Annotated in this window: 19 protein-coding genes and 1 pseudogene; 7 read left to right on the plus strand and 13 right to left on the minus strand. The window is 49.8% G+C overall.

Features of this window, described 5'->3' with window-relative positions; translation table 11 throughout:
* Nucleotides 1-251: 251 nt before the first annotated feature.
* The 3 genes from CJP72_RS15050 to ogt all read right to left on the minus strand — a co-directional run bounded on the left by CJP72_RS15050 (nt 252) and on the right by ogt (nt 3,335).
* Nucleotides 252-1,199, minus strand: coding sequence for an HNH endonuclease (locus tag CJP72_RS15050; protein ID WP_162382170.1), 948 nt, complete (start codon nt 1,197-1,199; stop codon nt 252-254).
* Between the two features lie 673 nt (nt 1,200-1,872).
* The gene (gene fnr / locus CJP72_RS15055; RefSeq protein WP_003020397.1) at nt 1,873-2,625 is read right to left on the minus strand and encodes a fumarate/nitrate reduction transcriptional regulator Fnr; all 753 of its coding nucleotides are present in this window, start codon (nt 2,623-2,625) and stop codon (nt 1,873-1,875) included.
* A 194-nt stretch (nt 2,626-2,819) separates the two neighbouring features.
* Nucleotides 2,820-3,335: a methylated-DNA--[protein]-cysteine S-methyltransferase gene (gene ogt / locus CJP72_RS15060; RefSeq protein ID WP_162382171.1), complete on the minus strand. Its 516-nt coding sequence runs from the start codon at nt 3,333-3,335 to the stop codon at nt 2,820-2,822.
* A 225-nt stretch (nt 3,336-3,560) separates the two neighbouring features.
* Between ogt and smrA the strand changes: the two genes are divergently transcribed.
* On the plus strand, nt 3,561-4,124 hold the full coding sequence (gene smrA, locus CJP72_RS15065) for a DNA endonuclease SmrA (protein ID WP_162382172.1): 564 nt from the start codon (nt 3,561-3,563) through the stop codon (nt 4,122-4,124).
* Nucleotides 4,125-4,226: 102 nt separating this feature from the next.
* On the opposite strand, the gene CJP72_RS15070 is transcribed toward smrA, so the two are convergent.
* Complete coding sequence (locus CJP72_RS15070) at nt 4,227-5,459, minus strand: GGDEF domain-containing protein (protein ID WP_162382173.1); 1,233 nt, start codon at nt 5,457-5,459, stop codon at nt 4,227-4,229.
* Nucleotides 5,460-5,526: 67 nt separating this feature from the next.
* On the minus strand, nt 5,527-7,641 hold the full coding sequence (locus tag CJP72_RS15075) for a putative bifunctional diguanylate cyclase/phosphodiesterase (protein WP_162382174.1): 2,115 nt from the start codon (nt 7,639-7,641) through the stop codon (nt 5,527-5,529).
* A 284-nt stretch (nt 7,642-7,925) separates the two neighbouring features.
* Between CJP72_RS15075 and zntB the strand changes: the two genes are divergently transcribed.
* The 3 genes from zntB (at nt 7,926) to dbpA (ending at nt 10,758) form a co-directional block, all read left to right on the plus strand.
* Nucleotides 7,926-8,909: a zinc transporter ZntB gene (gene zntB, locus CJP72_RS15080; protein WP_162382175.1), complete on the plus strand. Its 984-nt coding sequence runs from the start codon at nt 7,926-7,928 to the stop codon at nt 8,907-8,909.
* A 266-nt stretch (nt 8,910-9,175) separates the two neighbouring features.
* Entirely contained in the window at nt 9,176-9,361 is a 186-nt protein-coding gene (gene ynaL / locus CJP72_RS15085) for a proline-rich small protein YnaL (protein ID WP_162382176.1), read from the plus strand.
* Nucleotides 9,362-9,384: 23 nt separating this feature from the next.
* Nucleotides 9,385-10,758: an ATP-dependent RNA helicase DbpA gene (dbpA, locus tag CJP72_RS15090; protein WP_162382276.1), complete on the plus strand. Its 1,374-nt coding sequence runs from the start codon at nt 9,385-9,387 to the stop codon at nt 10,756-10,758.
* A 45-nt stretch (nt 10,759-10,803) separates the two neighbouring features.
* Here the strand turns inward: dbpA and ttcA are convergent, their stop codons facing one another.
* Nucleotides 10,804-11,739, minus strand: coding sequence for a tRNA 2-thiocytidine(32) synthetase TtcA (gene ttcA, locus CJP72_RS15095; protein WP_162382177.1), 936 nt, complete (start codon nt 11,737-11,739; stop codon nt 10,804-10,806).
* A gap of 78 nt (nt 11,740-11,817) precedes the next feature.
* Nucleotides 11,818-11,943, minus strand: a pseudogene (locus CJP72_RS25570) (site-specific integrase); the annotation flags it as partial.
* A gap of 154 nt (nt 11,944-12,097) precedes the next feature.
* Here CJP72_RS25570 and CJP72_RS15100 point away from each other — a divergent pair.
* Nucleotides 12,098-13,615 carry an EAL domain-containing protein gene (locus tag CJP72_RS15100; RefSeq protein WP_162382178.1) on the plus strand — a complete coding sequence of 506 codons (1,518 nt, stop codon included), beginning with the start codon at nt 12,098-12,100 and terminating at the stop codon, nt 13,613-13,615.
* 45 nt (nt 13,616-13,660) lie between these two features.
* On the opposite strand, the gene uspF is transcribed toward CJP72_RS15100, so the two are convergent.
* From uspF to nifJ, 4 genes are all read right to left on the minus strand, one after another.
* A complete protein-coding gene (uspF, locus tag CJP72_RS15105) occupies nt 13,661-14,095 on the minus strand; it encodes a universal stress protein UspF (protein ID WP_162382179.1) in 435 nt (144 codons plus the stop codon).
* A gap of 80 nt (nt 14,096-14,175) precedes the next feature.
* Entirely contained in the window at nt 14,176-14,391 is a 216-nt protein-coding gene (locus tag CJP72_RS15110; RefSeq protein ID WP_162382180.1) for a KTSC domain-containing protein, read from the minus strand.
* Between the two features lie 153 nt (nt 14,392-14,544).
* Nucleotides 14,545-15,678 carry a porin OmpC gene (gene ompC, locus CJP72_RS15115; protein WP_162382181.1) on the minus strand — a complete coding sequence of 378 codons (1,134 nt, stop codon included), beginning with the start codon at nt 15,676-15,678 and terminating at the stop codon, nt 14,545-14,547.
* A gap of 367 nt (nt 15,679-16,045) precedes the next feature.
* Entirely contained in the window at nt 16,046-19,570 is a 3,525-nt protein-coding gene (nifJ, locus tag CJP72_RS15120; protein WP_162382182.1) for a pyruvate:ferredoxin (flavodoxin) oxidoreductase, read from the minus strand.
* Nucleotides 19,571-20,543: 973 nt separating this feature from the next.
* Between nifJ and CJP72_RS26125 the strand changes: the two genes are divergently transcribed.
* Nucleotides 20,544-22,031, plus strand: a complete 1,488-nt coding sequence (locus tag CJP72_RS26125; protein ID WP_162382183.1) for a diguanylate cyclase domain-containing protein — start codon at nt 20,544-20,546, stop codon at nt 22,029-22,031.
* A 221-nt stretch (nt 22,032-22,252) separates the two neighbouring features.
* Nucleotides 22,253-22,519 (plus strand): putative hemolysin, encoded by a 267-nt coding sequence (locus CJP72_RS15130; protein ID WP_162382184.1) that lies wholly within the window; start codon nt 22,253-22,255, stop codon nt 22,517-22,519.
* An 11-nt stretch (nt 22,520-22,530) separates the two neighbouring features.
* Here CJP72_RS15130 and hslJ read toward each other — a convergent pair whose 3' ends face one another.
* On the minus strand, nt 22,531-22,953 hold the full coding sequence (gene hslJ / locus CJP72_RS15135; protein WP_162382185.1) for a heat shock protein HslJ: 423 nt from the start codon (nt 22,951-22,953) through the stop codon (nt 22,531-22,533).
* Nucleotides 22,954-23,065: 112 nt separating this feature from the next.
* Nucleotides 23,066-24,055 carry a 2-hydroxyacid dehydrogenase gene (locus CJP72_RS15140; protein ID WP_162382186.1) on the minus strand — a complete coding sequence of 330 codons (990 nt, stop codon included), beginning with the start codon at nt 24,053-24,055 and terminating at the stop codon, nt 23,066-23,068.
* Nucleotides 24,056-24,118 lie beyond the last annotated feature (63 nt).

Genomic DNA, 24,118 nt, shown 5'->3' on the forward strand with positions numbered 1-24,118 from the left:
AATGATATCACATGTCCCATCGGACAGGTGATAAAAGAGAGGTTAATCTAGTTAACAGCTCACTCAGTTGGTTGAATGTAGTGATCCACTTCGTGGTGTCGAAATTGCTGAATGCTTTCGATTACGGGAATCGATGTGTGTAACCGAACTGAGCTACCCCGCGGGGGCACAGACACGTCAGCGGGTTATTCAACGGGTAAGCAATGAAGCGTAGATAGAACTGGGGAAATAACCCCAGCTCTGGGGCGGCATTAATTTTTTGTACTATCAAAACCAAACCGGGATTTAAACTCTTCAATACCGGGCACTGGCGTTATACGGTGAATCATTCGATGGCAATTCGAGCAAACTATAGCAAGATCGTCCAATGAGGTTTCTATTTTTTCGCTTGCTTCGGATAATGGTTTGATATGATGCACTTCGCAAAAATCACTGCCAATATCTCCGTAGACATCCCTAAAGCTAAAGTTGCAGATTTCACACCTGAGATGGCCAGTCGCCTTGAGAACATGCCTTTTCTTTCGATTTATTATTGCCTGGTTGCGTTCTTTTTTGATATGCGTAACTAACATATCCCGGCCTTCGGTGGCGGCTTCTATTAAATCCAGATCCGTGACACCCGCTGCATTTGGAGCATCGGGTGACTGGGTGGGTTTTATTATTGATTTATCGTTTATTAACGCTCTTACTTTTTCAATAAATTGTTGGTTTTCTGGTTCTGATGCGTACCATAGCGGGGATTGACCTGGCCAACCCTTACCTTTTTTCGAAGACAGAGTTCGTTCACCTGGTGACAGGAGGAAGGCATTTTTGGTTTCGGTTTTGATGTTGTAGTACAGAATGTCATCCTTGAGATGACGCGCTGAAGGTGTTGGTGTTTTCTGGTACTGACGATAAACCGTTGCATCTTTATACCATCCGATGACGACAATTCCACCATCCGGGGCTGTTGCCAGCCATACAACAGTGATATTTTCGATAGATGTATCACCGCGATCGGCCCCAAGTCTGCCGATATTAATCGTTTTTCCTTCCGAAACCTGGACATACCCATACAAAAAGCCATTAATGTCCACAAAGTTGCAGGCTTCGTGCCCAATATAGCTGTCGTTGTATTTTCCGCCTTTCAGAGGGTAATCTTCATCCGTCGCACCGTGATAACTGGCCATCCATCCAACATGGCAGAAGAGAAATTTCATCACTTGATTCCTTTACAATGAATTGTATAGATAACAACGACATTACCAGGACAAACTGTCATTTTTCCACGCAGTATTAGAGTGAGTATTGTTCTGCATCATACTTGATATCTACTATTCGCAAGGTGAATATTTCAACACTCGCCGTAGTGCCTTCTGAACCCGCCTGAGTACGGTATTTTGCGTTTTTAGTCCACCCATTGCCTACCGTTTTCCCTCTCAATCCATCATAGAAAACTGTCCCTGGGGTCGTCGCTCTACCGTCAGTTCCAGATATTATTCGCCAATCCCTTCAGTGCCTGACACTGAGTGGTTTGCGATAAAGTCAGGGGGAAATATCAGCAATAAGCGGGAAGCGAAGGGGATTAAAACGGTTCTGGATAGTAGACGGCGTGATCTCAAAACAGGGAGGCCACACGATGCTTCAACGGATATTAGCTGAAAATGAAGGGTTTTTGGTCCTGAGAAGTACTTTGAAAACCATACAGATCTGGCTTTTGATACCCAGATTTGGAGGTTGTTTGGTGATAGTAAAACAGCCGTTATTGTCTGATATGCGTAATCGGTATTTATCTGAAATATAACTAAACGAGTGAAATGATGAAAAACCTTCTACCAAATCGATAAAATCTACCGATTTGACAGAAGGATAATTGACGCGTTAGCTAAAAGATTAGGCAACGTTACGCGTATGACCGGCGAGGACTGCCAGCGCATCGCTATTTTCGATCGTAATGTATTTACCTTTAACCGCCAGCATTCCACTCTTCTGGAAACGCCCCAGCAGACGGCTAATGGTTTCTACCGTTAACCCAAGGTAATTACCGATATCGCCACGTGTCATGGTCAGGCGGAATTCACGCGGAGAGAATCCACGTTGTGCAAACCGGCGAGACAGATTGTAGATAAAGGCCGCCAGACGTTCTTCCGCATTTTTCTTCGACAATAGCAGGATCATGTCCTGATCGCCTTTGATCTCGCCACTCATCAGACGCATCATTTGTTGACGCAGGTTCGGCATTTTGCCCGACAGGTCATCCAGCGTCTCGAACGGGATTTCGCATACCATTGAGGTTTCCAGCGCCTGGGCGAAACTGGGGTGATGACCGCTACCGATGGCGTCAAAACCGACCAGATCCCCTGCAAGGTGAAAACCGGTGATCTGCTCATCGCCTTGTTCGGTGATGGTATAGCTTTTAATCGTGCCGGAACGGATAGCATAGAGTGACTTCAGCTCATCACCTGCTTTGAACAGGGTCTGGCCTTTTTGAATAGGCTTTTTACGCTCGATGATATTATCAAGCTGGTCAAGCTCATGCTCGTTAAGTGTGAACGGGATGCAAAGCTGGCTGATGCTGCAATCCTGGCAATGGATAGCACAACCGCCAGACTGAATGCGCCGTATAATTCGCTTTTCCGGGATCATAGGTCTGCTCAAGCCGTAATTGATATTTGTCAATTTTAACATCTTTTTGGTGAGCACGTAAGTCTGAGCTACCTTCAATAGGGGATAATTCATATATAAGTCAGGTGAATATTTGTATCCCTTTGAAAACCCTCAAATTATCCAGGATTACTTTATAGTAAAGTGTGAAGTGGATGGCACAAAATGCCTGGATTTTAAAGCAGCAGGTAACCTTCATGGCGCAGTAGCCACTCTTTTCGCTGCACGCCGCCGGCATACCCGGTCATCGTGCCATTACGCCCAATGACACGGTGACAGGGCACAACAATACTGATGGGATTCGCGCCATTGGCGGCGCCGACAGCGCGTGCGGCGCCAGGGCGACCTAATTGCTCTGCTAACTGGCCGTAATGCATGACATGTCCGCACGGAATGGCGCGTAGCGCCCGCCACACCTCACGTTGAAAATCGGTGCCGCCAGTGGCGGTTTCCAGCGTATCAATAATGCTGAGATTGCCTTCAAAATAGTCAGAGAGCGTATCGCTCAGGCCGCCGGGATTTTTGGCGACAACACGCTCATACCCTTCGCTGCGATAGTGAATATCCAGCAATTGCTCCATACGGTCGCTATGTTGCTCCCACTCAATTGCGCGCAGGCGAAATTGTTCATCACAAATCACCCACAGCGGCCCCAGTGGGGTCGCTATGTTGTCTTGAAGTAATCTCAGCATCCGTTCCCCTTTATTCAGAACAGTGATGTTTCCGACACGATCGGAAAAATGACACGATATCACGCGACCATGATCGGCATCTATACCCTAAAAAGAGAAGGCGGAGTCGCTCAGTGTCCGATATCGCGATGCATTTTGATCTGTTATTGGAAACAACTGTAAAGCGTTGTCGACATAATATCGTGCGGTTATGATAGTACAGAAGCTAAAGCGGGAGGATGAATCATGAAGCCTGACGACACATCGCTATTTCTTGACGCCATGGAGGATGTCCAGCCGCTAAAGCGTTGCACGGATATACACTGGCAGCCCACGCGCAATCAGCGCGCTCCGCAGCGTCTGGATACGCTCCAGCTTGATAATTTTCTCACCACCGATTTTTTGGAGGTTATCCCGCTCAGTCAACCGCTGGAATGTCGTCGGGAAGGTCTGCAGCAAGGGGTGATCGACAAGCTGCGTTTAGGTAAGTACAGCCAGCAGGCAAGCCTGAATTTATTGCGCCAGCCTGTTGAAGAGTGCCGCAAGATGTTGTTTAGTTTCATTTTACAGGCATTACAGGACGGCTTACGTAATGTGCTGATTATCCACGGTAAAGGACGGGAAGACCGTTCACATGCCAATATCATCCGCAGTTATCTCGCACGATGGCTGGCAGAGTTCGACGATGTGCAGGCCTGGTGTCCGGCGTTACCGCATCATGGTGGCAGCGGTGCATGCTATGTTGCATTGCGCAAAACCGCGCAGGCGAAACAAGAAAACTGGGAACGTCACGCCAAGCGCAGTCGCTAGCGACATCACGTTAACATGCGCCTACAGCGGCCCGGAGCGGGCCACAAAATCAGGACAAAAAACACAGCGTCTTCCGTGACGCATCAACAGCATCATGCGACGTCAGGCGGCGAGTACTCTGTTACGTCCGTTATTTTTTGCCTTGTATAATGCATCGTCCACGCGTTTAAACAACTCGTCGATACTTTCATTCTGTTCATGTCGCGCCACGCCAATACTGACCGTAAAACGTGGTAAGCCAGCGATACTGATTTTAGCGACACTGGCGCGCAGGGTTTCGGCGATGGTCATTGCCGTATCCAACGGCGTGCGCGGCAACAGCAGTACAAACTCCTCTCCCCCCCAACGAAAAACCAGATCGCCTTTACGGGCGTGTTCTTCAAGCGTGCGCGAAAGGGCACACAACACCTCATCGCCTTTCAAATGGCCATAAAGATCGTTAATGCTCTTAAAGCGATCGGTGTCGATCAGCAACAAACTGTAATCCTGCGTCAGTGCTAAATGGGGCGTCTGGCTCTGTTCGGTTAGTTGATAAAACTGCCTTCGGTTCAATAAACCGGTGAGTTCGTCATGCATTGCGGCGCGTTCCAGTTCCTGCTCAAGCCGCTTTTGTTCAGTGATGTCGTGGATAATGCACAACATAAGACGGTCGCCGTAAATTTCGATCGGGCCGGCATACGTTTGTACATGACGTGTGGAGCCGTCAGCCAGCTTGTGAACAAAGTTGAGCGGTTTATGCCCTCCGGGAAGGCGCGCGACTTCATGCATAACAGGCAACACATGGCGGCCTAATTCATTAATTTCCCACGTATGTTTTTGACATATGACGTCGTGGCTGTAACCGTAGAAGTTCATGGCCGCCAGGTTAGCATCTACAATCAGTCCCTCTCTGGAGGGATCTATCAGCAGCATTGGCGCGGTGTTTGTCTGGAAAAAACGGGCATAGAAACCCTGTTTCTTGCGCTGATAGTTTGCAGAACGACTGGCTTTTAGCCCTTGCACCGCCTGCACTTCAAAACCCTCAAAGAGTATCACCTCATCCCCGGTTGCGAGTGTTTTGAGGGTAAGTCGGCAGGTCAGCGCATTTTCCTGACCATGACAATGCACTGTCAGGATTTCTACAATATCCCGCTTGTTTTGTAGGTCAGTGATATACTTGGATAATTCATTTTGTGCGTGGGCCGAAAATAACCCTTTTCGCAGTTGACTGAATGTATTTTCCTGCATCAGTTCCCGCGCAGCGGTATTTGAGAATACCAGTGTTTCTTGATGCGGTGCGACGATCCAAACAGGAACGGTTAATAAATCAAGGGCATTGAGTTCGTGTGCAATCATCGATAATCCTGTTATCTTCACATGCTGTGTAGCCAATTATTGGCAGATCATTCTTATCATCAATCTCTTACAGCGAAATAGTTTGCTGCGGAGCTAATGGGGACACAGCTTTCAACTGCTTTACGATACTGTCTTTTTGGATCAATTCCTGGATTCTATTCGCTGGAATCGGTTTTGCATACAAAAAACCTTGCAGCACGCCACAGCCCATGCGGGTTAGCAGCATTTCTTGCTCCGGGGTTTCGATACCTTCAGCAACAACGCGCATATTCATGGAATGCGCAATGTCGATAATAGTAGACACTATTTTCATATTTTTGCTGTTTTCAGCGAGATCTTTAATAAATACCCTGTCAATTTTTAATTCGCGTGCCGGAAGCGATTTTAACATCAACATATTTGAATAACCGGTGCCGAAATCATCAATAGAAACGATGATCCCTGCTTCAGAAAATGTATTCAATATTTCTACACTGCGCGATAAGTTTTTAAAGGCAACACTTTCAGTGAGTTCCAGCGTTAATTGTGTTGGCGAGAGGTTATAACGTTTCAGCGACTCAGAAACAATGTCGACGATATCATGCTGTTCAAATTGTGTGGGGGAAAGATTGATGGCAAGTGACCATTCAGGGTGTCCTTGTTGTTTCCATTGGTAAAGCTGGAAACAGGCTTGCTGAATAACCCAGTTTCCTACCGGGATAATCAACCCGGTATCTTCCAGCGCTTGCAGGAATACCCCCGGTAGCAGCAGGCCTTGTTCAGGATGTCGCCAGCGAAGTAACGCTTCAAAACCGGTCAGAGAATGGTCTCCGGCAGTGTATTTGGGCTGAAACCACAGTTCGAATTGACGTTGCTCAAGCGCCAGCGGGAGGTCCTGCAAAATCCCTGCCGCAGAGCTCACAAGAGCCTCCATTTCCGGCGAATAAATGGCCCAGCCATTTCTGCCTTTCTGCTTAACATGGTACATCGCCACGTCGGCTTTCACTTTGAGGTCGTGCAGCGTGGAACCATGTTCAGGATAAAAGCTGCTTCCGGCACTCAGCGAGACACGAATCATGTGCCCGGAGAGTGGGAAGGGGGCATTGATTTCCCCGGCAATCCTCGTCAGTAAGGAGGATAGCGATTCTTTTGTGCTACCCGGTACGAGCAGCATAAATTCGTCCCCGCCCAGTCGGGCGAGCGTCATCGTGTCGTCAAGGCATTTGCTGATCCGCCGTGCGCTGGCAATCAGTAGCTGATCGCCAATGTGATGGCCCCACGTATCATTCACCATCTTGAACCTGTCTAAATCGATAAACACCAGCGCAAAATGTTGCTGATGCAGCGCAGAATGGTGCAGACAATCCTGTAGGCACATATCGATTTGTGTGCGGTTGGCAAGGCCTGTGAGGGCATCAAACTGGGTTTTATATTCAAGACGGGAATTTAACTGATGCAAATTGTCTGCCAGCCGGGAGGTCCGCAACTGAGAATCAATCATCGAAATAATCAGCATAATGCCCAGAATAATCAGCGTAATGGCGGAAACCCAGACCGATAAGTCGACCGTATTCATGCCCGAATGCGGTGTGTGCGCATAATGCGTGAATGTGGCGGCTCCCATCCCCGTGTAATGCATGGCGCAAATCGCCAGTGCCATCATGAGTGCGGCGATAAGGCGATTGATGAATACTCTGCGGGAATGTTGTCGCAGATGAAAGGCCAGCCATAATCCGACGCCGGATGCCGCCACGGCAATGACGACGGAGAGTGCAATAAGACTTGCATCCCAACGAATAGCAGAGTGTTCCGTAATAGCGGCCATCCCGACATAATGCATACTCACCACGCCAGAGCTCAAAATTCCCGTCGCAACAACGAGCTTTTTCCTTGAAAGGGTATCGCCGGAAATGGCAATAGTGATAGCCAGCGTGGCGGCCACCAGGGCTATCAGAAAAGATAACGCGGTGAGAAGAAAATGATAATTCATTGGCATGCTCATTTTCATCGCCAGCATCCCAATGAAATGCATTGACCAGATGCCCATACCGAGAGTCGCGCCACCAGAAAAACGCCAGAAAGCCGAGACACGATGACTGGAAATCGCGACTTTACCGGCACTGTCAAGAGCAACGAAAGAAGCGATAAAAGCGACTAAAAAAGAAATGCCAATCAGAACGGGGTCCCAGGCAACGTGCAACATCTGGCTCACCATTGAGAGAATATCGTGCAAATAAATCTAGCAGTAATTTGTGCCAAGGGCCTGATAAAACCCCCGGCCAATAACATTTTTTTCACATAGAACAACCACATTGCATTCCCCAAACCGGAGAGAACATGGCACTGGAGAGATACGCGAGTTGAGCGATCCCTACGGGGATTTGAGCGATATTTCTGAATCATTTCAGCACAATGGGATAATGAGATATTGCTTAACATTCGCCGAAGGCTAGACTATCGGTGAGAATGAATGATTGTGGAGGCGCTGTGGAAGCCATTAAGGGATCAGAAGTTAACGTGCCGGACGCTGTCTTTGCCTGGCTGCTGGACGGCAATGGTGGCGTGAAGCCGTTAGAAGATAATGACATTATTGACAACGCTCACCCCTGTTGGCTGCATCTTAATTACACCCATCCTGACAGCGCGCAGTGGTTGGCAACCACGCCGTTACTGCCCAATAATGTGCGCAACGCGCTGGCGGGTGAAAGCCTGCGCCCCAGAGTGAGCCGGATGGGGGAAGGGACGTTAATTACATTACGCTGCATCAACGGCAGTACCGACGAACGCCCCGATCAACTGGTTGCGATGCGCCTGTATATGGATGAGCGTCTGATTGTGTCCACCCGACAGCGTAAAGTTCTGGCGCTGGATGACGTTGTGAGCGACTTGCAGGAAGGCACTGGCCCCGAAGATTGCGGTAGCTGGCTGGTGGATGTGTGCGATGCGTTAACCGATCACGCCAGCGAGTTTATTGAACAACTTCACGATAAAATTATTGACCTGGAAGACAATCTCCTTGATCAGCAAATTCCACCCCGGGGTTTTCTGGCGTTGCTACGTAAACAACTGATTGTGATGCGACGATACATGGCGCCGCAGCGAGATGTGTACGCGCGGCTATCCAGCGAACGTCTGCCGTGGATGAATGACGACCAACGTCGCCGGATGCAGGACATTGCCGATCGTCTGGGAAGAGGGCTGGATGAGATTGACGCGTGTATTGCGCGCACAGGCATCATGGCCGATGAAATTGCGCAGGTGATGCAAGAGTCGCTGTCGCGCAGAACCTATACCATGTCATTAATGGCAATGGTGTTTCTGCCAAGCACATTTTTGACCGGTTTATTCGGCGTTAACCTCGGCGGAATTCCGGGCGGGGCATGGCGATTTGGATTTTCCCTGTTTTGCATTCTGTTAGTGGTGCTGATTGGTGGTGTTACTTTATGGTTGCATCGTAGTAAATGGTTGTAACAACAACGATTTTTAATCCTCTGTGAGCATGAAAACGCCGTATAGTTTGAGCGAAGTCAATAAATCATCCACCTATTCGGGGCAATATCTCTCTCGCAGGTGAATGCAACGTCAAGCGATGGGCGTTGCGCTCCATATTGTCTTACTTCCTTTTTTGAATTACTGCATAGCACAATTGATTCGTACGACGCCGACTTAGATTAGTCGGCTTTTTTTTGCCTGCGGGACTACCCTAAAAGTGTCAGCCTGAATGACCGGAGGGTAACATGAGCCGCTTTTTAACCCTGCTGCACCTGCATACGCGTCAGCCGGAACCCCTGCCAACCGATCCGATACCGATGCCCGATCCCATTCCTCGTCCGCAGCCCATGCCAGATCCGCCGCCAGATGAAGAACCGATTAAAATGTCGCATCGTAAGCGGAGATCTGCGAGGATACGCGCCTGCTTATGATAAGCCTTTTACAACGAGATTGAATTGTGACTTTTTCTACCCTGAATGTTTTGCCTACCGCCCAACTCGAGAATCTTAACGAGTTGGGTTACCTTGAGATGACGCCGGTACAGGCTGCCGCGCTGCCAGCCATTCTGTCCGGGCGTGATGTTCGCGTACAGGCAAAAACCGGCAGTGGCAAGACGGCCGCGTTTGGTCTTGGACTTCTGCAGCATATTGATGCGGGTCTTTTCCTGACGCAATCGCTGGTGCTTTGTCCTACCCGCGAACTGGCCGATCAGGTTGCGGGAGAGTTGCGTCGTCTGGCGCGTTTTCTGCCCAACACCAAAATTTTAACGCTCTGCGGCGGGCAGCCTTTCGGCGCTCAACGTGATTCTCTCCAGCATGCGCCACATATCATTGTGGCCACTCCGGGGCGTTTACTCGACCATCTGCAAAAAGGCACCGTTTCGCTGGATGCCCTGAATACGCTGGTGATGGACGAAGCCGATCGCATGCTCGATATGGGATTCAGTGACGCGATTGACGAGGTGATCCGTTTTGCCCCCGCTTCGCGTCAGACGTTGTTATTTTCTGCCACCTGGCCTGATGCTATTGCTGCTATCAGTGGTCGGGTGCAGCGGGAGCCGCTCACCATTGAAATCGACGCCGTCGACGCGCTGCCTGCGATTGAGCAGCAATTTTATGAAACCTCTGCGCAGGGCAAAATTCCGCTGCTGCAAAAATTACTCAGCCAGCATCAGCCCGCGTCCTGTGTGGTGTTCTGCAATACCAAAAAAGATTGTCAGTCAGTGTGTGATGCGCTTAATGCCGCAGGGCAAAGTGCTCTGGTGCTGCACGGCGATCTTGAGCAGCGCGATCGTGACCAGACGTTGGTTCGCTTTGCAAACGGTAGCGTGCGCGTGCTGGTCGCCACCGATGTGGCCGCCCGCGGTCTTGATATCAAATCGCTGGAACTGGTGGTCAACTTTGAGCTGGCGTGGGATCCGGAAGTTCACGTACACCGTATCGGTCGTACCGCCCGCGCGGGTCAAAGTGGATTGGCTATCAGTTTCTGCGCCCCTGAAGAAGCACAGCGTGCGAATATTTTGTCTGAAATGTTACAGCTTAAACTCAACTGGCTGGCGACGCCGGGTAGCAGCCCGATTCTTCCGCTGGAGGCTGAGATGGCGACGCTGTGCATCGATGGCGGCAAAAAAGCCAAGATGCGTCCTGGCGATGTGTTGGGGGCGTTGACCGGTGATATCGGTCTGGAGGGTGCTGATATTGGTAAGATTACCGTGCATCCGGCGCACGTCTATGTGGCGGTTCGCCAGACGATAGCGCATAAAGCGTGGAAACAATTGCAAAACGGTAAGATTAAAGGCAAAACTTGCCGGGTTCGCTTGTTGAAATAAGCGTTAAGAGGGCGTCTCAGGTATCAGACCCGAGACGCCAAAAAATCACTTCACTTCGACGACATTCAGTCGCAACTCGTCCAGTTGATTTTCATCTTCTTCTGGCTGCCATCCCGCCGGTTGCAGCGGGATTTCTTCGCGATCAAACGCCAGATCGCCGCCGTTCACAACGTCGGATCCATGCTGGATCCCTTTGAAGTCAAACAGGTTGATGTCGCTCAGGTGAGAAGGGACCACATTTTGCATCGCGCTGAACATGGTCTCAATTCGCCCTGGGTAACGCTTATCCCAGTCACGCAGCATGTCGGCAATCACCTGACGTTGCAGGTTGGGTTGCGAGCCGCAGAGGTTACACGGAATAATCGGATACGCTTTCGCTTGCGCAAAGCGCTCAATATCTTTCTCGCGGCAATAGGCCAGCGGACGGATGACAATGTGCTTACCATCATCGCTCATCAACTTTGGCGGCATTCCTTTCATTTTGCCGCCGTAGAACATATTCAAAAACAGCGTCTGCAAAATATCATCACGATGATGTCCAAGCGCAATTTTGGTCGCGCCGAGTTCTGTCGCCGTGCGATACAGAATGCCGCGGCGCAGGCGCGAGCAGAGGGAACAGGTCGTTTTCCCTTCCGGAATTTTCTCTTTTACGATCCCGTAAGTGTTTTCTTCGACAATTTTATACTCGACGCCTAACTGCTCCAGGTATTCCGGCAGAATATGCTCCGGGAAACCGGGTTGCTTCTGGTCGAGGTTAACAGCCACCAGGGAAAAACTGATCGGCGCGCTTTGCTGCAAATTACGCAGAATTTCCAGCATGGTGTAGCTGTCTTTCCCGCCGGAAAGGCACACCATAATACGGTCACCGTCTTCGATCATGTTGAAGTCAGCAATCGCTTCGCCCACGTTACGACGCAAACGTTTTTGTAATTTGTTCAGGTTGTATTGTTCTTTCTTTGTGATTTCTTGATTTTCTTGCATTGTTTACTGTCTCAGGCACCAAAAGGGTGGGCGCATTATCATGCCCATCTGGCTAGTGATAAATGACGGGTTAGTTCAGGCTGGCAAAAGCCAACAGGTAAAAGTATGTCGCGTATGGTACGGATTACGGCGACGAATGTCAGCACGTTTTATAGCAACGTTCTATCTTGCCTCCGGGCGATTTTGCGCCGTGTACGGCTTTTGTGCTTTCCCGCGTTTAGCTGTGTTCCCGGCGCGTCGAACAAGCTGAGAACGGATATTTTAAATATTTATTGATTAATCACACTTTTTTTCTGTAAGCCGACTATTTTTACGATTCAGGAAAGCCATAAAAAATCTCCCAAACTGGAAAGCCATTATGCGAGCTACGCTGGTCTCCTTAGTCTGTGGTTTAGTGTTTTTTATTGTCGGTGTTACGGCGCTGAACTGGCAACTCTGGCGCGCGGAATACACAGACAGGGTACAGGAAGCAAAACTGTCGGTATCCCTTGCTGACAGTATGGTGGATGAAGCCATTAAAGCGGTTGGCATTGTTCGCCCGCTGACCGCCGGTTCCTGCACTCCTGATGCGCAGCGGGTATTGAATCGCGAAGCGGCAATGGGGCCACATTTACGTTATGTAGTCCTGATTCGAAATCACGAAGTATGGTGTTCTTCTCTGCTGGGCAGTCAGACGCGAAAAATTCACGAAGATAAATCGACCGCGGCCAGTCTTACACTCTATCCTGGCGATGAAATCACCGGGGGAACCCCTGTGCTCTTTTATCTGGCGCCGGGTATTTCTGGTTATGTGGGGGCAAGTATTGGATTCGTGCATCTCAACACCGCGCTTAAGACCGCGTCCAACCGAATACAGCTTACCCTTGTAGTCGGTAATAAAATGCTGGATTACAATGATGTCGTCAGGCCTATTTCGTCAGACAGGCAGGGCAAGGCGCATCAGCAATCGTCACGTTATCCTTTCAGAATTGAATACGACCCACCGCCTTTTTTTAGTCTGACTCGGTTGACCTCTCAGGGTGGCTTTCTTACCGCTATCCTTGCGATCATGTCGCTGATTACCGGATGGATACTCCATCGCTATCTGAGTAAATACACGACCCCTGAGGAGAACTTACGCCGGGCTATCGACAAGGGAGAGATCATTCCCTTTTATCAGCCCGTGGTAAATGGGGCGAGTGGCAAAATTGCCGGTTTCGAAATTCTGGCCCGCTGGAAGCATCCTGAAGCGGGTTTTATCCCTCCTGATGTTTTTATCCCGGTTGCCGAAAAGACCGGTCTGATTATCGAACTGACGCATAAACTGATGATGCGGGTCATCGACGATCTTACTCCGGCAATCCCTCACTTACCGGAAGGTCTGCATATTAGTATCAACATCAGTGCGGCGCACGGGCAAAGCGAAGTGCTGGAGTATGATTGCTTACATCTGCTGGATGTCTTGTCCGCGAAAAAAATCACCCTGGTACTGGAAGTGACAGAACGGGAACCTTTAGCCCTAACACCGAAAAGTCTGTCGATGTTTGCCCGTCTGCGTAGTCATGGCGTACTGGTGGCGCTGGATGATTTTGGTACCGGCTATTCCGGTATTTCTTATCTCAACGAATTTCCGGTTGATTTCATCAAGATTGATAAAAGCTTTGTGCGGCGGATCAGCAATACCCCGGACTCAACCCTGCTGGTTGACTGCGTTATTGATATGGCGAAAAACCTGTCGTTAAAAATCATCGCAGAAGGTGTTGAAACGCAGCATCAGGCTGATTACCTGAATGCGAAGGGGATTCATTTTTTACAGGGGTATTTTTTCTGGCGTCCGGTGCCTTTTTATCGACTGGCACCTGCACTGTTATTTGGTTTTCACCGGATTTCGTTATAAAGAAAAGCGGCTAAAAGCCCGCAACGGCGTTGCGGGCAGCAACGTTTAGCGAACAACCAGTACGGAACACTCCGCGTGCCGCACCACGGCAGCGGCGTTGGAGCCAAGCAGATAGGTGGTGATATCCGGGCGATGCGAGGCAATAATCACCATCTCAGCCGGTAATTTTTTCGCCATTTCCAGAATCTTATCTTTTGGAGAGCCTTCCTCAACATGCAGATGGATTCTGTCTCTGGGGATAGTGAACTTCCTGGTAATTTCTTCCAACTGAGATTTTGCTTCGGCTTTCAAATCGTCCATCGCAGGTAACTCAGCTGAATACGCCAAACCTAATGAGGCGTAGTAGGGCAGTGACGGGATCACAGTCAAAAAATGGACCTGTGCATCGTCAATTTTTGCCTCCGCTTCGACATGGGCAATCACACGTTGAGTTAATTCTGAATCGGAAATATCGATAGGGACAAGAATCATTCTGCTCATAAAACCTCCTGTTTAAGTATCCACCTGAATTCTATCTCCTGATAGCACTTTATGTATAATGACGGGCGTCACATTTTGTGTCATTTCAGTCTCCGTTCTGGAAATTTTCCCTTAATAACGCCGTCATAAAATCGCCCTTTGGAGACAACATTAAGAAAATGGTGAAATATGCGGGCGGGAACATCCTGATATTGCAAAACTGCATCAGGGTGATGAAAGCGAATTTCCAGCGTGCGGGATGTTTCATCATAACCGATGGATGTGATTCGCGATGATTTTACGGGATGGTGGTGCATTGCAGGTGTCCGTTATGACAGGTTCTTATGCCAGCCATCATCTACCCGTCGGGGATTTTCGTGCAACAGATATGTAGTTTTAGCAGAAATAAAACAGTGGGGTGAAGAATGGGGAAGAGTGAATAGCCCGCTGTTGCCAGCGGGCCAGTAGACTTAGAACTGGTAAACCAGACCCAGGGCTACGATGTCGTCAGTGGCGATGCCGTTGTCAGCATAGAAGCTGTCGTCTTCGTCCAGCAGGTTGATTTTGTAATCAACAAAGGTGGACATGTTTTTGTTGAAGTAGTAAGTCAGGCCGATTTCAGCATAGTTCACCAGATCCTGGTCGCCGTCGGTGCCCAGATCCTTGCCTTTAGACATCAGGTAAGAAATGTTCGGACGCAGACCGAAGTCGAACTGGTACTGAGCAGTGACTTCAAAGTTCTGAGTTTTTTCCGCAATGGTGTTGTCGCTATCACCATACGGGGTCATGTTACGGGTTTCAGAGTACATTGCGGCGAAATAGATGTTGTTCGCATCATATTTACCACCGACAGTCCATGCGTCAGCTTTGTCGCCGCCTGCAGTAGAGAACTCAACCTGCTCGTTAGTACGGTCAGAAGAGGTATATGCCGCACCCAGGGTTAAGCCCATACCGAAGTCGTAGGAGGTGGAGATACCGAAACCGTCACCGTTGGAGTTTTTGATATTACGTTTGTCGTTACCGTTGCCAGTACCTTCCTGGATCTCCTGGCCATTTTCGTCAGTAACCTGGTTCTCGTTAGCACCCTGGAACTGCAATGCGAAGCTCAGACCGTCAACCATACCGAACATGTTGTTGTTACGGTAAGTTGCTACGCCGTTGGCACGACCGGTCATGAAGTTATCTGATTTGGTGTAAGAGTCGCCGCCGAATTCTGGCAGCATATCCACCCAACCTTCTACGTCGTACATTACGCCGTAGTTACGACCGTAGTCGAATGAACCGTAGTCACCGAATTTCAGACCCGCGAAACCCAGACGGGTGAAGCTGTTGCCGTGGTCGCTTTCTGTGGTGTTGGTGTTAACCTGGTATTCCCACTGACCGAAGCCGATCAGGTCGTCATTGATCTGAGTTTCGCCTTTGAAACCCATACGCATATAGGACTGGTCGCCATCAGCGCCAGCGTCGTCAGACATATAGTGCAGACCGACTACTTTACCGTAAAGATCTAATTTGTTGCCGTTGCTGTTATAAACTTCAGCGGCGTGGGTAGCACCTGCGGCTAACATGGCAGGAATTACGAGAGCCAATACTTTTCTTTTCATCGAAATAATCCTTTAGTTTTTTTTAATTACCTGTGACTACCCGTATGAGGGAGTAAAAGCATGCTAAATGAGAAGTTCCGTAAATCGATAAATATGAATTGTTACATGTTAAGTAAAATCTTAAACAAATAATTCCATTGAAATGATGATAATTTCGGTGAATGATTTGGCTTAATATATACAAAATAAAAATTATACAAGCGAAATTTGTTGCGATATTCTGCGCGGGTTATATGCCTTTATTGTCACTTTTTGCTTTTTTCGTTGGCCATTGCGATGGGGTTTTATTTCCCAGCGAATAAATTGACAAGCCCGAACCATTGTTCGGGCTTTTTTTTATCTGAACGCTAATTTTTTACTTTCAGGTTCACTCCGCATCACTCTTTTCTGCTTTTCCGGCTAATTGCGCAAGAAAGTCATAACGTTTTTGCAGATCCGCCGTCGCGTCTTTCCACAATTGCTCGGCCACTTCCGGTTGTTGGCTATTCAGGCGACGGAACCGCTGCTCGTTGAGCAACGTGTCGGCCAGCGCGTCTGACGGTGGGCGAGAATCCAGCGCCAGCGGTCGTTTACCTTCATCGGCCCGACGTGGGTCAAAGCGATACAGTGGCCAGAAGCCGGTCGCGGTTAACTGACGCATCTGATCGTGACTTAAGGCCAGGTCGTAGCCATGCTCTTCGCAGGGGCTGTAGGCGATGATAAGCGACGGTCCCGGATACGATTCAGCTTCCTGAATCGCTTTCACCGTCTGGTTCAGTTGCGCTCCTAATGAGATCTGTGCGACATAAACATGACCGTACATCATCATACTGACGCCCAAATCTTTACGCGCCTTCCGTTTCCCGTGTTCGCCAAATTTCGTCACCGCGCCCAGCGGCGTCGCTTTCGACGCTTGCCCACCCGTGTTGGAGTAACACTGGGTGTCCAGCACCAGAATATTGACGTTTTCGGTCAGACTTAATACATGGTCAAGACCGCCAAAGCCAATATCATAGGCCCATCCGTCACCACCGATTAGCCAGATTGATTTTTCGACCAGCGCATCGGCATCGCTTAATAACTCACGCGCAGCGTCAACATCTTTAAGATGCAGGCGTAATGCGGCGACCTGTTCGCGGCGAACTTCAGGCGTCGCATCGGCATGCAGCGCTTCGTTTAATTCTGCAGGGATCTGATCTGCGAACTGTTCCAACAGGCGCAAAACACGTACCCGGTGTTGATCCACCGTCAGACGGAAGCCCAGGCCAAATTCGGCGTTGTCTTCAAATAATGAGTTTGCCCACGCGGGCCCGCGACCATGAATGTCGGTGGTGTAAGGCGTTGAAGGCAAATTACCGCCATAGATTGAAGAACACCCGGTGGCGTTGGCGATCAACATTCTGTCGCCGTACAACTGCGTCAACAGCTTGATATACGGCGTCTCACCGCAGCCGGAACAGGCGCCGGAATACTCAAACAGCGGCGTAATCAACTGCGAGGTACGGATATCGATACGCTCCAGTTTGCTGCGATCAATCTCCGGCAGACTGAGGAAGAAGTCATAATTTATTTTCTCCTCTTCAACGTGCTCAAGACGCGACATCATGTTGATGGCCTTGATATCCGGATTTTGACGATCTTTCGCCGGGCAAACTTCGACACACAAATTACACCCGGTGCAGTCTTCAGGCGCAACTTGCAGGACGTATTTCTGACCGCGCATATCGCGTGATTTCACATCCAGCGAATGCAGGCTGGCCGGTGCGTTTTCCAGAGCCTCAGGCGAAACCACTTTGGCGCGGATGGCCGAGTGAGGGCAGGCGGCGACGCAGTGGTTACACTGGGTACACAGCTCTTCTTTCCAGATGGGGATCTCTTCAGCGATGTTGCGTTTTTCCCAACGGGTGGTACCCATCGGCCAGGTGCCGTCCGGCGGCAGCGCGGAAACGGGCAGGGCATCGCCAAGACCGGCGAGCATGGCGGCGGTCACCGTTTTCACAAAATCAGGCGCAGCGTCGGAAACGACCGGGGGACGATTCGCACTGTGTGGGTCCACCGCCTGCAGAGGAACTTCGGCGACTGACTCACGGGCCAGCGCCAGAGCCTGCCAGTTACGCTCTACTAAATCCTGGCCTTTACTGCTGTAGCTTTTCGCAATGGCGCCCTGCAACTCCGCCAGCGCACTGTCGCCCGGTAAAATTTGTGTTAGATGGAAGAACGCCATCTGCATGACCGTGTTGATGCGGGCAGCCAGACCACATTCTCGGGCAATTTTGACGGCATTGATAACGTAAAAACGGGCCTTCTTCTGGTTCAGAACCGCCTGAACCTCCTGCGGCAGTCGCGACCATACCTCATCGGCGTGATAGGGGGTGTTAAGCAGGAAAATACCGCCTGGTTTCAGACGCTCTGCCATTTGATACTTGTCGATAAACTGCAGCTGGTGGCAACCGACGAAATCCGCCTGGGAGACCAGATAAGCAGAGCGAATCGGCTGCTCGCTCACCCGCAGGTGAGACACGGTCAGGCCACCTGCTTTTTTGGAGTCGTAAACAAAATACCCCTGCGCATACCACGGCGTGGAGTTACCGATAATCTTGATATTATTCTTGGTTGCTGAAACGCTCCCGTCGCTGCCTAAACCATAAAACAGCGCTTCGAGTTTTGCGCTGCCGGGAAGGGTATTTTCAGGCAAGGGAAGTGACAGATTGGTTACATCATCATATATGCCTACGGTAAAACGCGGTTTCGGTTTGGCGCTGTTCAGTTCGTTAAAGACGGCCAGTACACAGTCCGGGCCAAACTCTTTTGACGAGAGGCCATAACGTCCACCGATGACGCGCGGTAAGGATTCGCGCTCTCCGCCGTTGAAGGCTTCGGCCAGCGCAGTCATCACATCCAGATACAGCGGTTCCGCCTGCGCGCCAGGTTCTTTGGTGCGATCCAAAACGGCAATAGAACGAACGGATTCCGGTAACGCCTGCAGTAAATGGCGGGCGGAGAAGGGGCGATACAGGCGGACTTTCAGCACGCCGACTTTTTCGCCGTGAGTCAGCAACTCATCCACGACCTCTTCACAGGTGCCGATCGCAGAACCCATCAGAATAATAATGCGTTCCGCCTGCGGGTGACCGTAATACTCAAAAGGTTTGTACTGGCGCCCGGTGGCAGCGGCGAAGTCATTCATCGCCTGTTCAACATGGTCGTAAACGGCGTTATACCACGGGTTGGTCGCCTCGCGAGACTGGAAATAGGTGTCCGGGTTGGCTGAAGTACCGCGGATCACCGGATGCTCCGGATTCAGCGCGCGGGCGCGGTGTGCGGCAATTTCAGCCTGCGGCATCAGGCTCAGAATAGTGTCATTGGCCAGCGGGACAATTTTATTGATCTCATGCGATGTACGAAAGCCATCAAAGAAATGAATAAACGGCACGCGGCTTTTCAGGGTGGCGATGTGCGATATCAGCGCAAAATCCTGCGCTTCCTGAACGCTGCTGGCGCACAGCAGGGCGCAGCCGGTCTGGCGAACGGCCATCACGTCGGAATGGTCGCCAAAAATAGACAGCGCGTGTGTCGCGAGGGTCCGGGCAGCAACATGAAGCACAAACGGGGTAAGCTGACCGGCCAGTTTGTACAGTGTCGGGATCATCAACAACAGACCCTGCGAGGACGTAAACGATGTAGACAACGCCCCGGTCTGTAATGCGCCGTGAACAGTGGCGATGGCGCCGCCTTCCGACTGCATTTCTACGACGCGCGGGGTGTCCCCCCACACGTTTTTAAGCCCGTCACCGGCCCAGGCATCCGCCTGTTCAGCCATGGTCGAACTTGGCGTAATCGGGTAGATGGCGATAACTTCACTGGTACGGAACGCGACTGAAGCAACCGCGCCATTACCGTCAATAGTAATCATATGACACCCTTACATTGCGCAAAATAAAGGGACGCGCGAAACATCGGCGAGTCCTGTAGTTATCCTCTAATTATAGGACTTTCCTGTATTCCCTTGAAGTTATGAGGCTTTCAAGTGCACAAAATGACACAGGGGGCGTTTCGGTTTTGATTTTTTCGTGAAGCATATCTACCTGATTCCGATGACGTTCTCCGGGCCATTAAACGCCAACCTGGCGCACGGCGATGAATGACGGATGTGCGCCTGGGTTTAGCATCCTGCGGGTAAACGTGTGTCGTGGTTGAGAAGGGGCGCGATAACGTAATCTTGTCTTTTGAAACCAGACTCCTCCTGGCAAGTTTCAAAACAATGTCGCGCTTTTTCTGGAGGGGCCAGAAGATCGTACGAACCGTGAGTGTTGACGCTCAGTTTTCTGTCTCTGCGGTGGCGACGATGATTTCTGTACTGATAAGCGCCCGTGAGCGTAAACGGTGCACGTAATGCGTCTAAGACCGGAATAGAAAAGGTGATTTGATGTTTAACGCATTATGCTTCGATAAGCCACTGTTTATATTTTAGTCACCACGGCAGCAAAGAAGAGCGCTAAAAAAGGGGGGGCGCGGGGATAAGGTTGTTATGTTAGTGATGCTAAACTTAATTGAATTTAAAATTACTACGTAATTTGTGTAATGGATGTGTTGTTTTATTGATAATTGTCAAGGCTCGTTATCGTCGCCAGTGTGTTAATAATTATGTTCTTATCTACACAGTACTGTTGCTGCATGGACTGCGAATATAATTATTTAGGTTATTGTGAATATTTTGGTTTTGTAAAATTAATTATTAAATTAGCACCCGTAAAACTGAAATTATCAATGAGGTTTTATTATGGGTTGAGGGGAGAGTATCCGTTCGTGGTCGACAGATGCTGCAAACGTTCCATAAATCCATGCTGGATATTAATTAATAAAAACTGAACGGTTGGTAATACACTGTGCCGAAATCGAGTTATCGACTTTATTTATACGCTAAATTGTCTCTGGTCATCGGTATCAGCATCATCTTGCTCACGATAGCCGTGATTGTGCAAAACTATCAGAGAAGCGCACAACAGATCCTCAGCAATTATAGCCTGATGTTACAAACCCTGGACCATATCTATTTGCAAGATATGGTGGAGGAAAGTGAACGTCAGCTTACCGCGCTGAGTAACAGGGTGGATCGTAATACCATACGTCGCGGTGAATCGGTACAGGACTCCACCTGGGAAGTGGTTCATCTCATCAAGAAAGAAGCGCATTTCATCTATTTTTACCATGTCAATGACCAACGTCTGGAGTGTTATCCTCCCTGGAAACCGCCCGCTGGCTATGATGCCACTCAACGCCCCTGGTATTCAGTGTTGAAAGAGAAGGGCGAGGTAATTCGATGGGTCGGTCCCTATTCTGAGTACATTTCCGGGCAGAAAGTCCTGACAATGGTCCGGCGTTTTCAGGGCGCGACGGGGGAAGGCATTGGCCTGATGATGGTAGATATGTCACTTGACAGGATTAACCAGATCTTGGCAAGGGCATTAGGGAAAAATCCAGGGACGTTATATCTTCGCAAGCGCAATGGTCCCATGATCTCAGAAATAAACCCTGAATGGCTTGTGAAAGTAGACACCGAATTGAAAGCCAAAAATGAACAAAATACGTTCAGATTACTCTATGACGGTATGTTGTTTCACCGGCAGCTCTCCTATGTTGATTGGGAGCTTGGCCTTTACCTGCCGCCGGAGACATTTCTGACCATTCTGTATAAGGAATTGACGCGTGTGCTATTGCCGCTTGGCGCACTCTGTATTGTTGCCTTATTTGGAATACGCTCCTTGCTGCGCATCGTGAGCAATGAGGTGCGCATTGTGGAAAATGGACTGCGGGTAATCGACCATCAAAACGGACTAAAACTTCAGCAACAGCAGCATGAGGCATGGTTCGTTGATAAAACCCTGGTAGAGCTTGAGAGCATTCGGCAACGTTATCATGAGTACCACCAGGCTCTCCATATCGATCCGCTAACCGGAATTTTCAACCGACGGGCGTTTGATGACGTCATGGAAAAATTAAACACGGGGAGTGCGCCATTTGCGTTGGTACTGATAGACGTCGATCATTTTAAAAGAGTGAACGATACCTACGGACATCAGACCGGCGACGTCGTCTTACAGCATGTTGCGTCCACCATAATGCGTGTACTGGGGCAGGGTTATCGCATCGGTGAGGACGAGTTTGCCGCCCTGTTATTAATGGACAGAAATGAGCTGGCGGAAAATCTTGAGCATTTGATTACGCAAGTCAGGAATCTTTCCGTGCAGGGAACCGCCTGCAAGGTGACGTTGAGTATCGGTGTGGCGATAGGGCCGGATAGTCAATTGTTTCAGAAAGCGGACGCAGCGCTGTACTATCGTAAGGCCGCCGGGCGTGATGGCTGGACTCTGTAAGAAGAGCGTCACACAGCACCGATCGCTATCCGGGGCCTTACCGTTCATGATTGATGTCCAGAAGAGACACAGAGTGCAAGATGTGATCGAACTGACATGAAAAATTGCCATAAAATGTCACCAGGGCGCATAAATGCGCACATTGCCTCTCGACGCCGCAGATTCCACTGCCTATTATTTATGGCGGTGTTGTCTTTGGTAAATTTTTAGAGGGGAGAGAAATGCGCGCAGCGTTTTTGGTGGGATGTGCCGCTTTATTATTATCGGCCTGCAGTAGTGAACCTGTTCAGCAGGCAACGGCAGCGCATGTGGCACCCGGTTTACGAGCGGCAATGTCCAGTTCTGGTGAGGCTAACTGCGCCATGATCGGCGGTTCGCTCTCCGTGGCTCGCCAGCTTGATGGTTCGGCCATCGGCATGTGTGCATTACCCAACGGCAAACGCTGCAGTGAACAGTCGCTCGCCGCCGGGAGTTGCGGCAGCTATTAATCGCCGCCGATTTACTGCACTAAATCTGACAGTTTATACGTTAACGTCTGTTCCGCCGTCGCCAGTATCAACTGGTTGGCGGTTAAGTCGACTTGCGCCCCTTTCCTGAGCATGGTGCTGATGGTGTTATCCAGTTCGTTTAATTGCGGATCGGCACACATCATGCGTGTCATCGCCATTTCTTTTACTGTCAGTTCGCCGTCGGACAGTTTGCCTTCGCCGGAGAATTGATTACACATTTTCCCCGAAACGGTCATTTTCTCGCCAAAACTGAGTTCCGGGGGATTTTTACTGGCGGGGAACGGCTTGCCGTTAACGCTATCAAGAACAAAACGGTGGTGCTGCAGCTGATCGCTGTTAACGGACACTTTGCTGTTACTCACACAACCAGCCATTAGCATGCTGAGTGCAACCAGCGTGACGATTTTTTGCATGACGGTTCTCTACATTCAATAATGGGGAATATTTACCATAATAATAATATGGTCAGATAAATCATTGGTGATTATCTGAAAATGCTCCCCTGACGGCAGGGGAGCGAAAAGGTTAAAACAGGGCGTTCGGGCAGGTTTCACCGTTGGACAGTTGCTTCAGATTCTGCAACGTCGTTTCAGAAATGCTGATCAACGCTTCAGCCGTCAGGAAGGCCTGATGTCCGGTGAACAACACGTTATGGCAGGCTGACAGGCGACGGAAAACGTCATCCTGAATCACATCATTCGATTTATCTTCAAAGAACAGATCGCGTTCGTTCTCGTAAACGTCCATCCCCAGTGAACCGATTTTTTGGTTTTTCAGCGCGTCAATGGCCGCCTGAGAATCGATCAGTGCGCCACGACTCGTGTTGATGACCATCACCCCATTTTTCATTTGATCAAAGGCGGCGTGGTTGAGTAAATGGTAGTTCTCCGGTGTTAACGGGCAGTGCAGGGAGATCACATCCGACTCGGCAAACAGCGTGGGCAGGTCGACATATTCGACACCCAGATCAAGCGCCGCAGCGCTGGGATAGGGATCAAACGCCAGCAGACGCATGCCAAAACCTTTCAGGATCCGCAGCGTGGCAACGCCGATTTTCCCCGTGCCGATCACCCCGGCCGTTTTACCGTGCATCGTAAACCCGGTCAGGCCTTCCAGAGAGAAATTCGCGTCACGGGTGCGCTGATAAGCGCGATGGATACGGCGGTTGAGCGTCATCATCATGCCTATGGCATGTTCAGCCACGGCTTCAGGAGAATAGGCCGGGACGCGCACAACCTGCAGCCCCAGTTCTTTTGCCGCATCCAGATCCACATTATTGAACCCGGCACAGCGCAAGGCGATGTACTTAACGCCATGCTTTTTCAGCTCTTCCAGCACCGGACGGCTGCCGTCATCGTTAACAAAAATGCACACCGCTTCACAGCCATACGCCGTCTTTGCTGTTTTTTCGGTCAGCAAAAAGTCAAAAAACTCAAGTTCGAAATCAAATCCCTCGTTAACCTGCTGCAAGTACTTCTTGTCGTACTGCTTTGTGCTATAGACAGCGAGTTTCATAAGATTTTCTCCAGTGATAATGGATTCACATTAACATGATTAAAATTATCTTACAAAATCTAA

The organism is Citrobacter sp. NCU1 (assembly GCF_010231475.1).
Taxonomy (GTDB): Bacteria; Pseudomonadota; Gammaproteobacteria; order Enterobacterales; family Enterobacteriaceae; genus Citrobacter_D.

What these genes read in the sequence shown, in the direction of transcription:
- CJP72_RS15050 (WP_162382170.1), bottom strand. Translation starts at nt 1,199, where the DNA reads ATGAAATTTCTCTTCTGCCATGTTGGATGGATGGCCAGTTATCACGGT.
- fnr (WP_003020397.1), bottom strand. Translation starts at nt 2,625, where the DNA reads ATGATCCCGGAAAAGCGAATTATACGGCGCATTCAGTCTGGCGGTTGT.
- ogt (WP_162382171.1), bottom strand. Translation starts at nt 3,335, where the DNA reads ATGCTGAGATTACTTCAAGACAACATAGCGACCCCACTGGGGCCGCTG.
- smrA (WP_162382172.1), top strand. Translation starts at nt 3,561, where the DNA reads ATGAAGCCTGACGACACATCGCTATTTCTTGACGCCATGGAGGATGTC.
- CJP72_RS15070 (WP_162382173.1), bottom strand. Translation starts at nt 5,459, where the DNA reads ATGATTGCACACGAACTCAATGCCCTTGATTTATTAACCGTTCCTGTT.
- CJP72_RS15075 (WP_162382174.1), bottom strand. Translation starts at nt 7,641, where the DNA reads ATGTTGCACGTTGCCTGGGACCCCGTTCTGATTGGCATTTCTTTTTTA.
- ynaL (WP_162382176.1), top strand. Translation starts at nt 9,176, where the DNA reads ATGAGCCGCTTTTTAACCCTGCTGCACCTGCATACGCGTCAGCCGGAA.
- ttcA (WP_162382177.1), bottom strand. Translation starts at nt 11,739, where the DNA reads ATGCAAGAAAATCAAGAAATCACAAAGAAAGAACAATACAACCTGAAC.
- CJP72_RS15100 (WP_162382178.1), top strand. Translation starts at nt 12,098, where the DNA reads ATGCGAGCTACGCTGGTCTCCTTAGTCTGTGGTTTAGTGTTTTTTATT.
- uspF (WP_162382179.1), bottom strand. Translation starts at nt 14,095, where the DNA reads ATGAGCAGAATGATTCTTGTCCCTATCGATATTTCCGATTCAGAATTA.
- CJP72_RS15110 (WP_162382180.1), bottom strand. Translation starts at nt 14,391, where the DNA reads ATGCACCACCATCCCGTAAAATCATCGCGAATCACATCCATCGGTTAT.
- ompC (WP_162382181.1), bottom strand. Translation starts at nt 15,678, where the DNA reads ATGAAAAGAAAAGTATTGGCTCTCGTAATTCCTGCCATGTTAGCCGCA.
- nifJ (WP_162382182.1), bottom strand. Translation starts at nt 19,570, where the DNA reads ATGATTACTATTGACGGTAATGGCGCGGTTGCTTCAGTCGCGTTCCGT.
- CJP72_RS15130 (WP_162382184.1), top strand. Translation starts at nt 22,253, where the DNA reads ATGCGCGCAGCGTTTTTGGTGGGATGTGCCGCTTTATTATTATCGGCC.
- hslJ (WP_162382185.1), bottom strand. Translation starts at nt 22,953, where the DNA reads ATGCAAAAAATCGTCACGCTGGTTGCACTCAGCATGCTAATGGCTGGT.
- CJP72_RS15140 (WP_162382186.1), bottom strand. Translation starts at nt 24,055, where the DNA reads ATGAAACTCGCTGTCTATAGCACAAAGCAGTACGACAAGAAGTACTTG.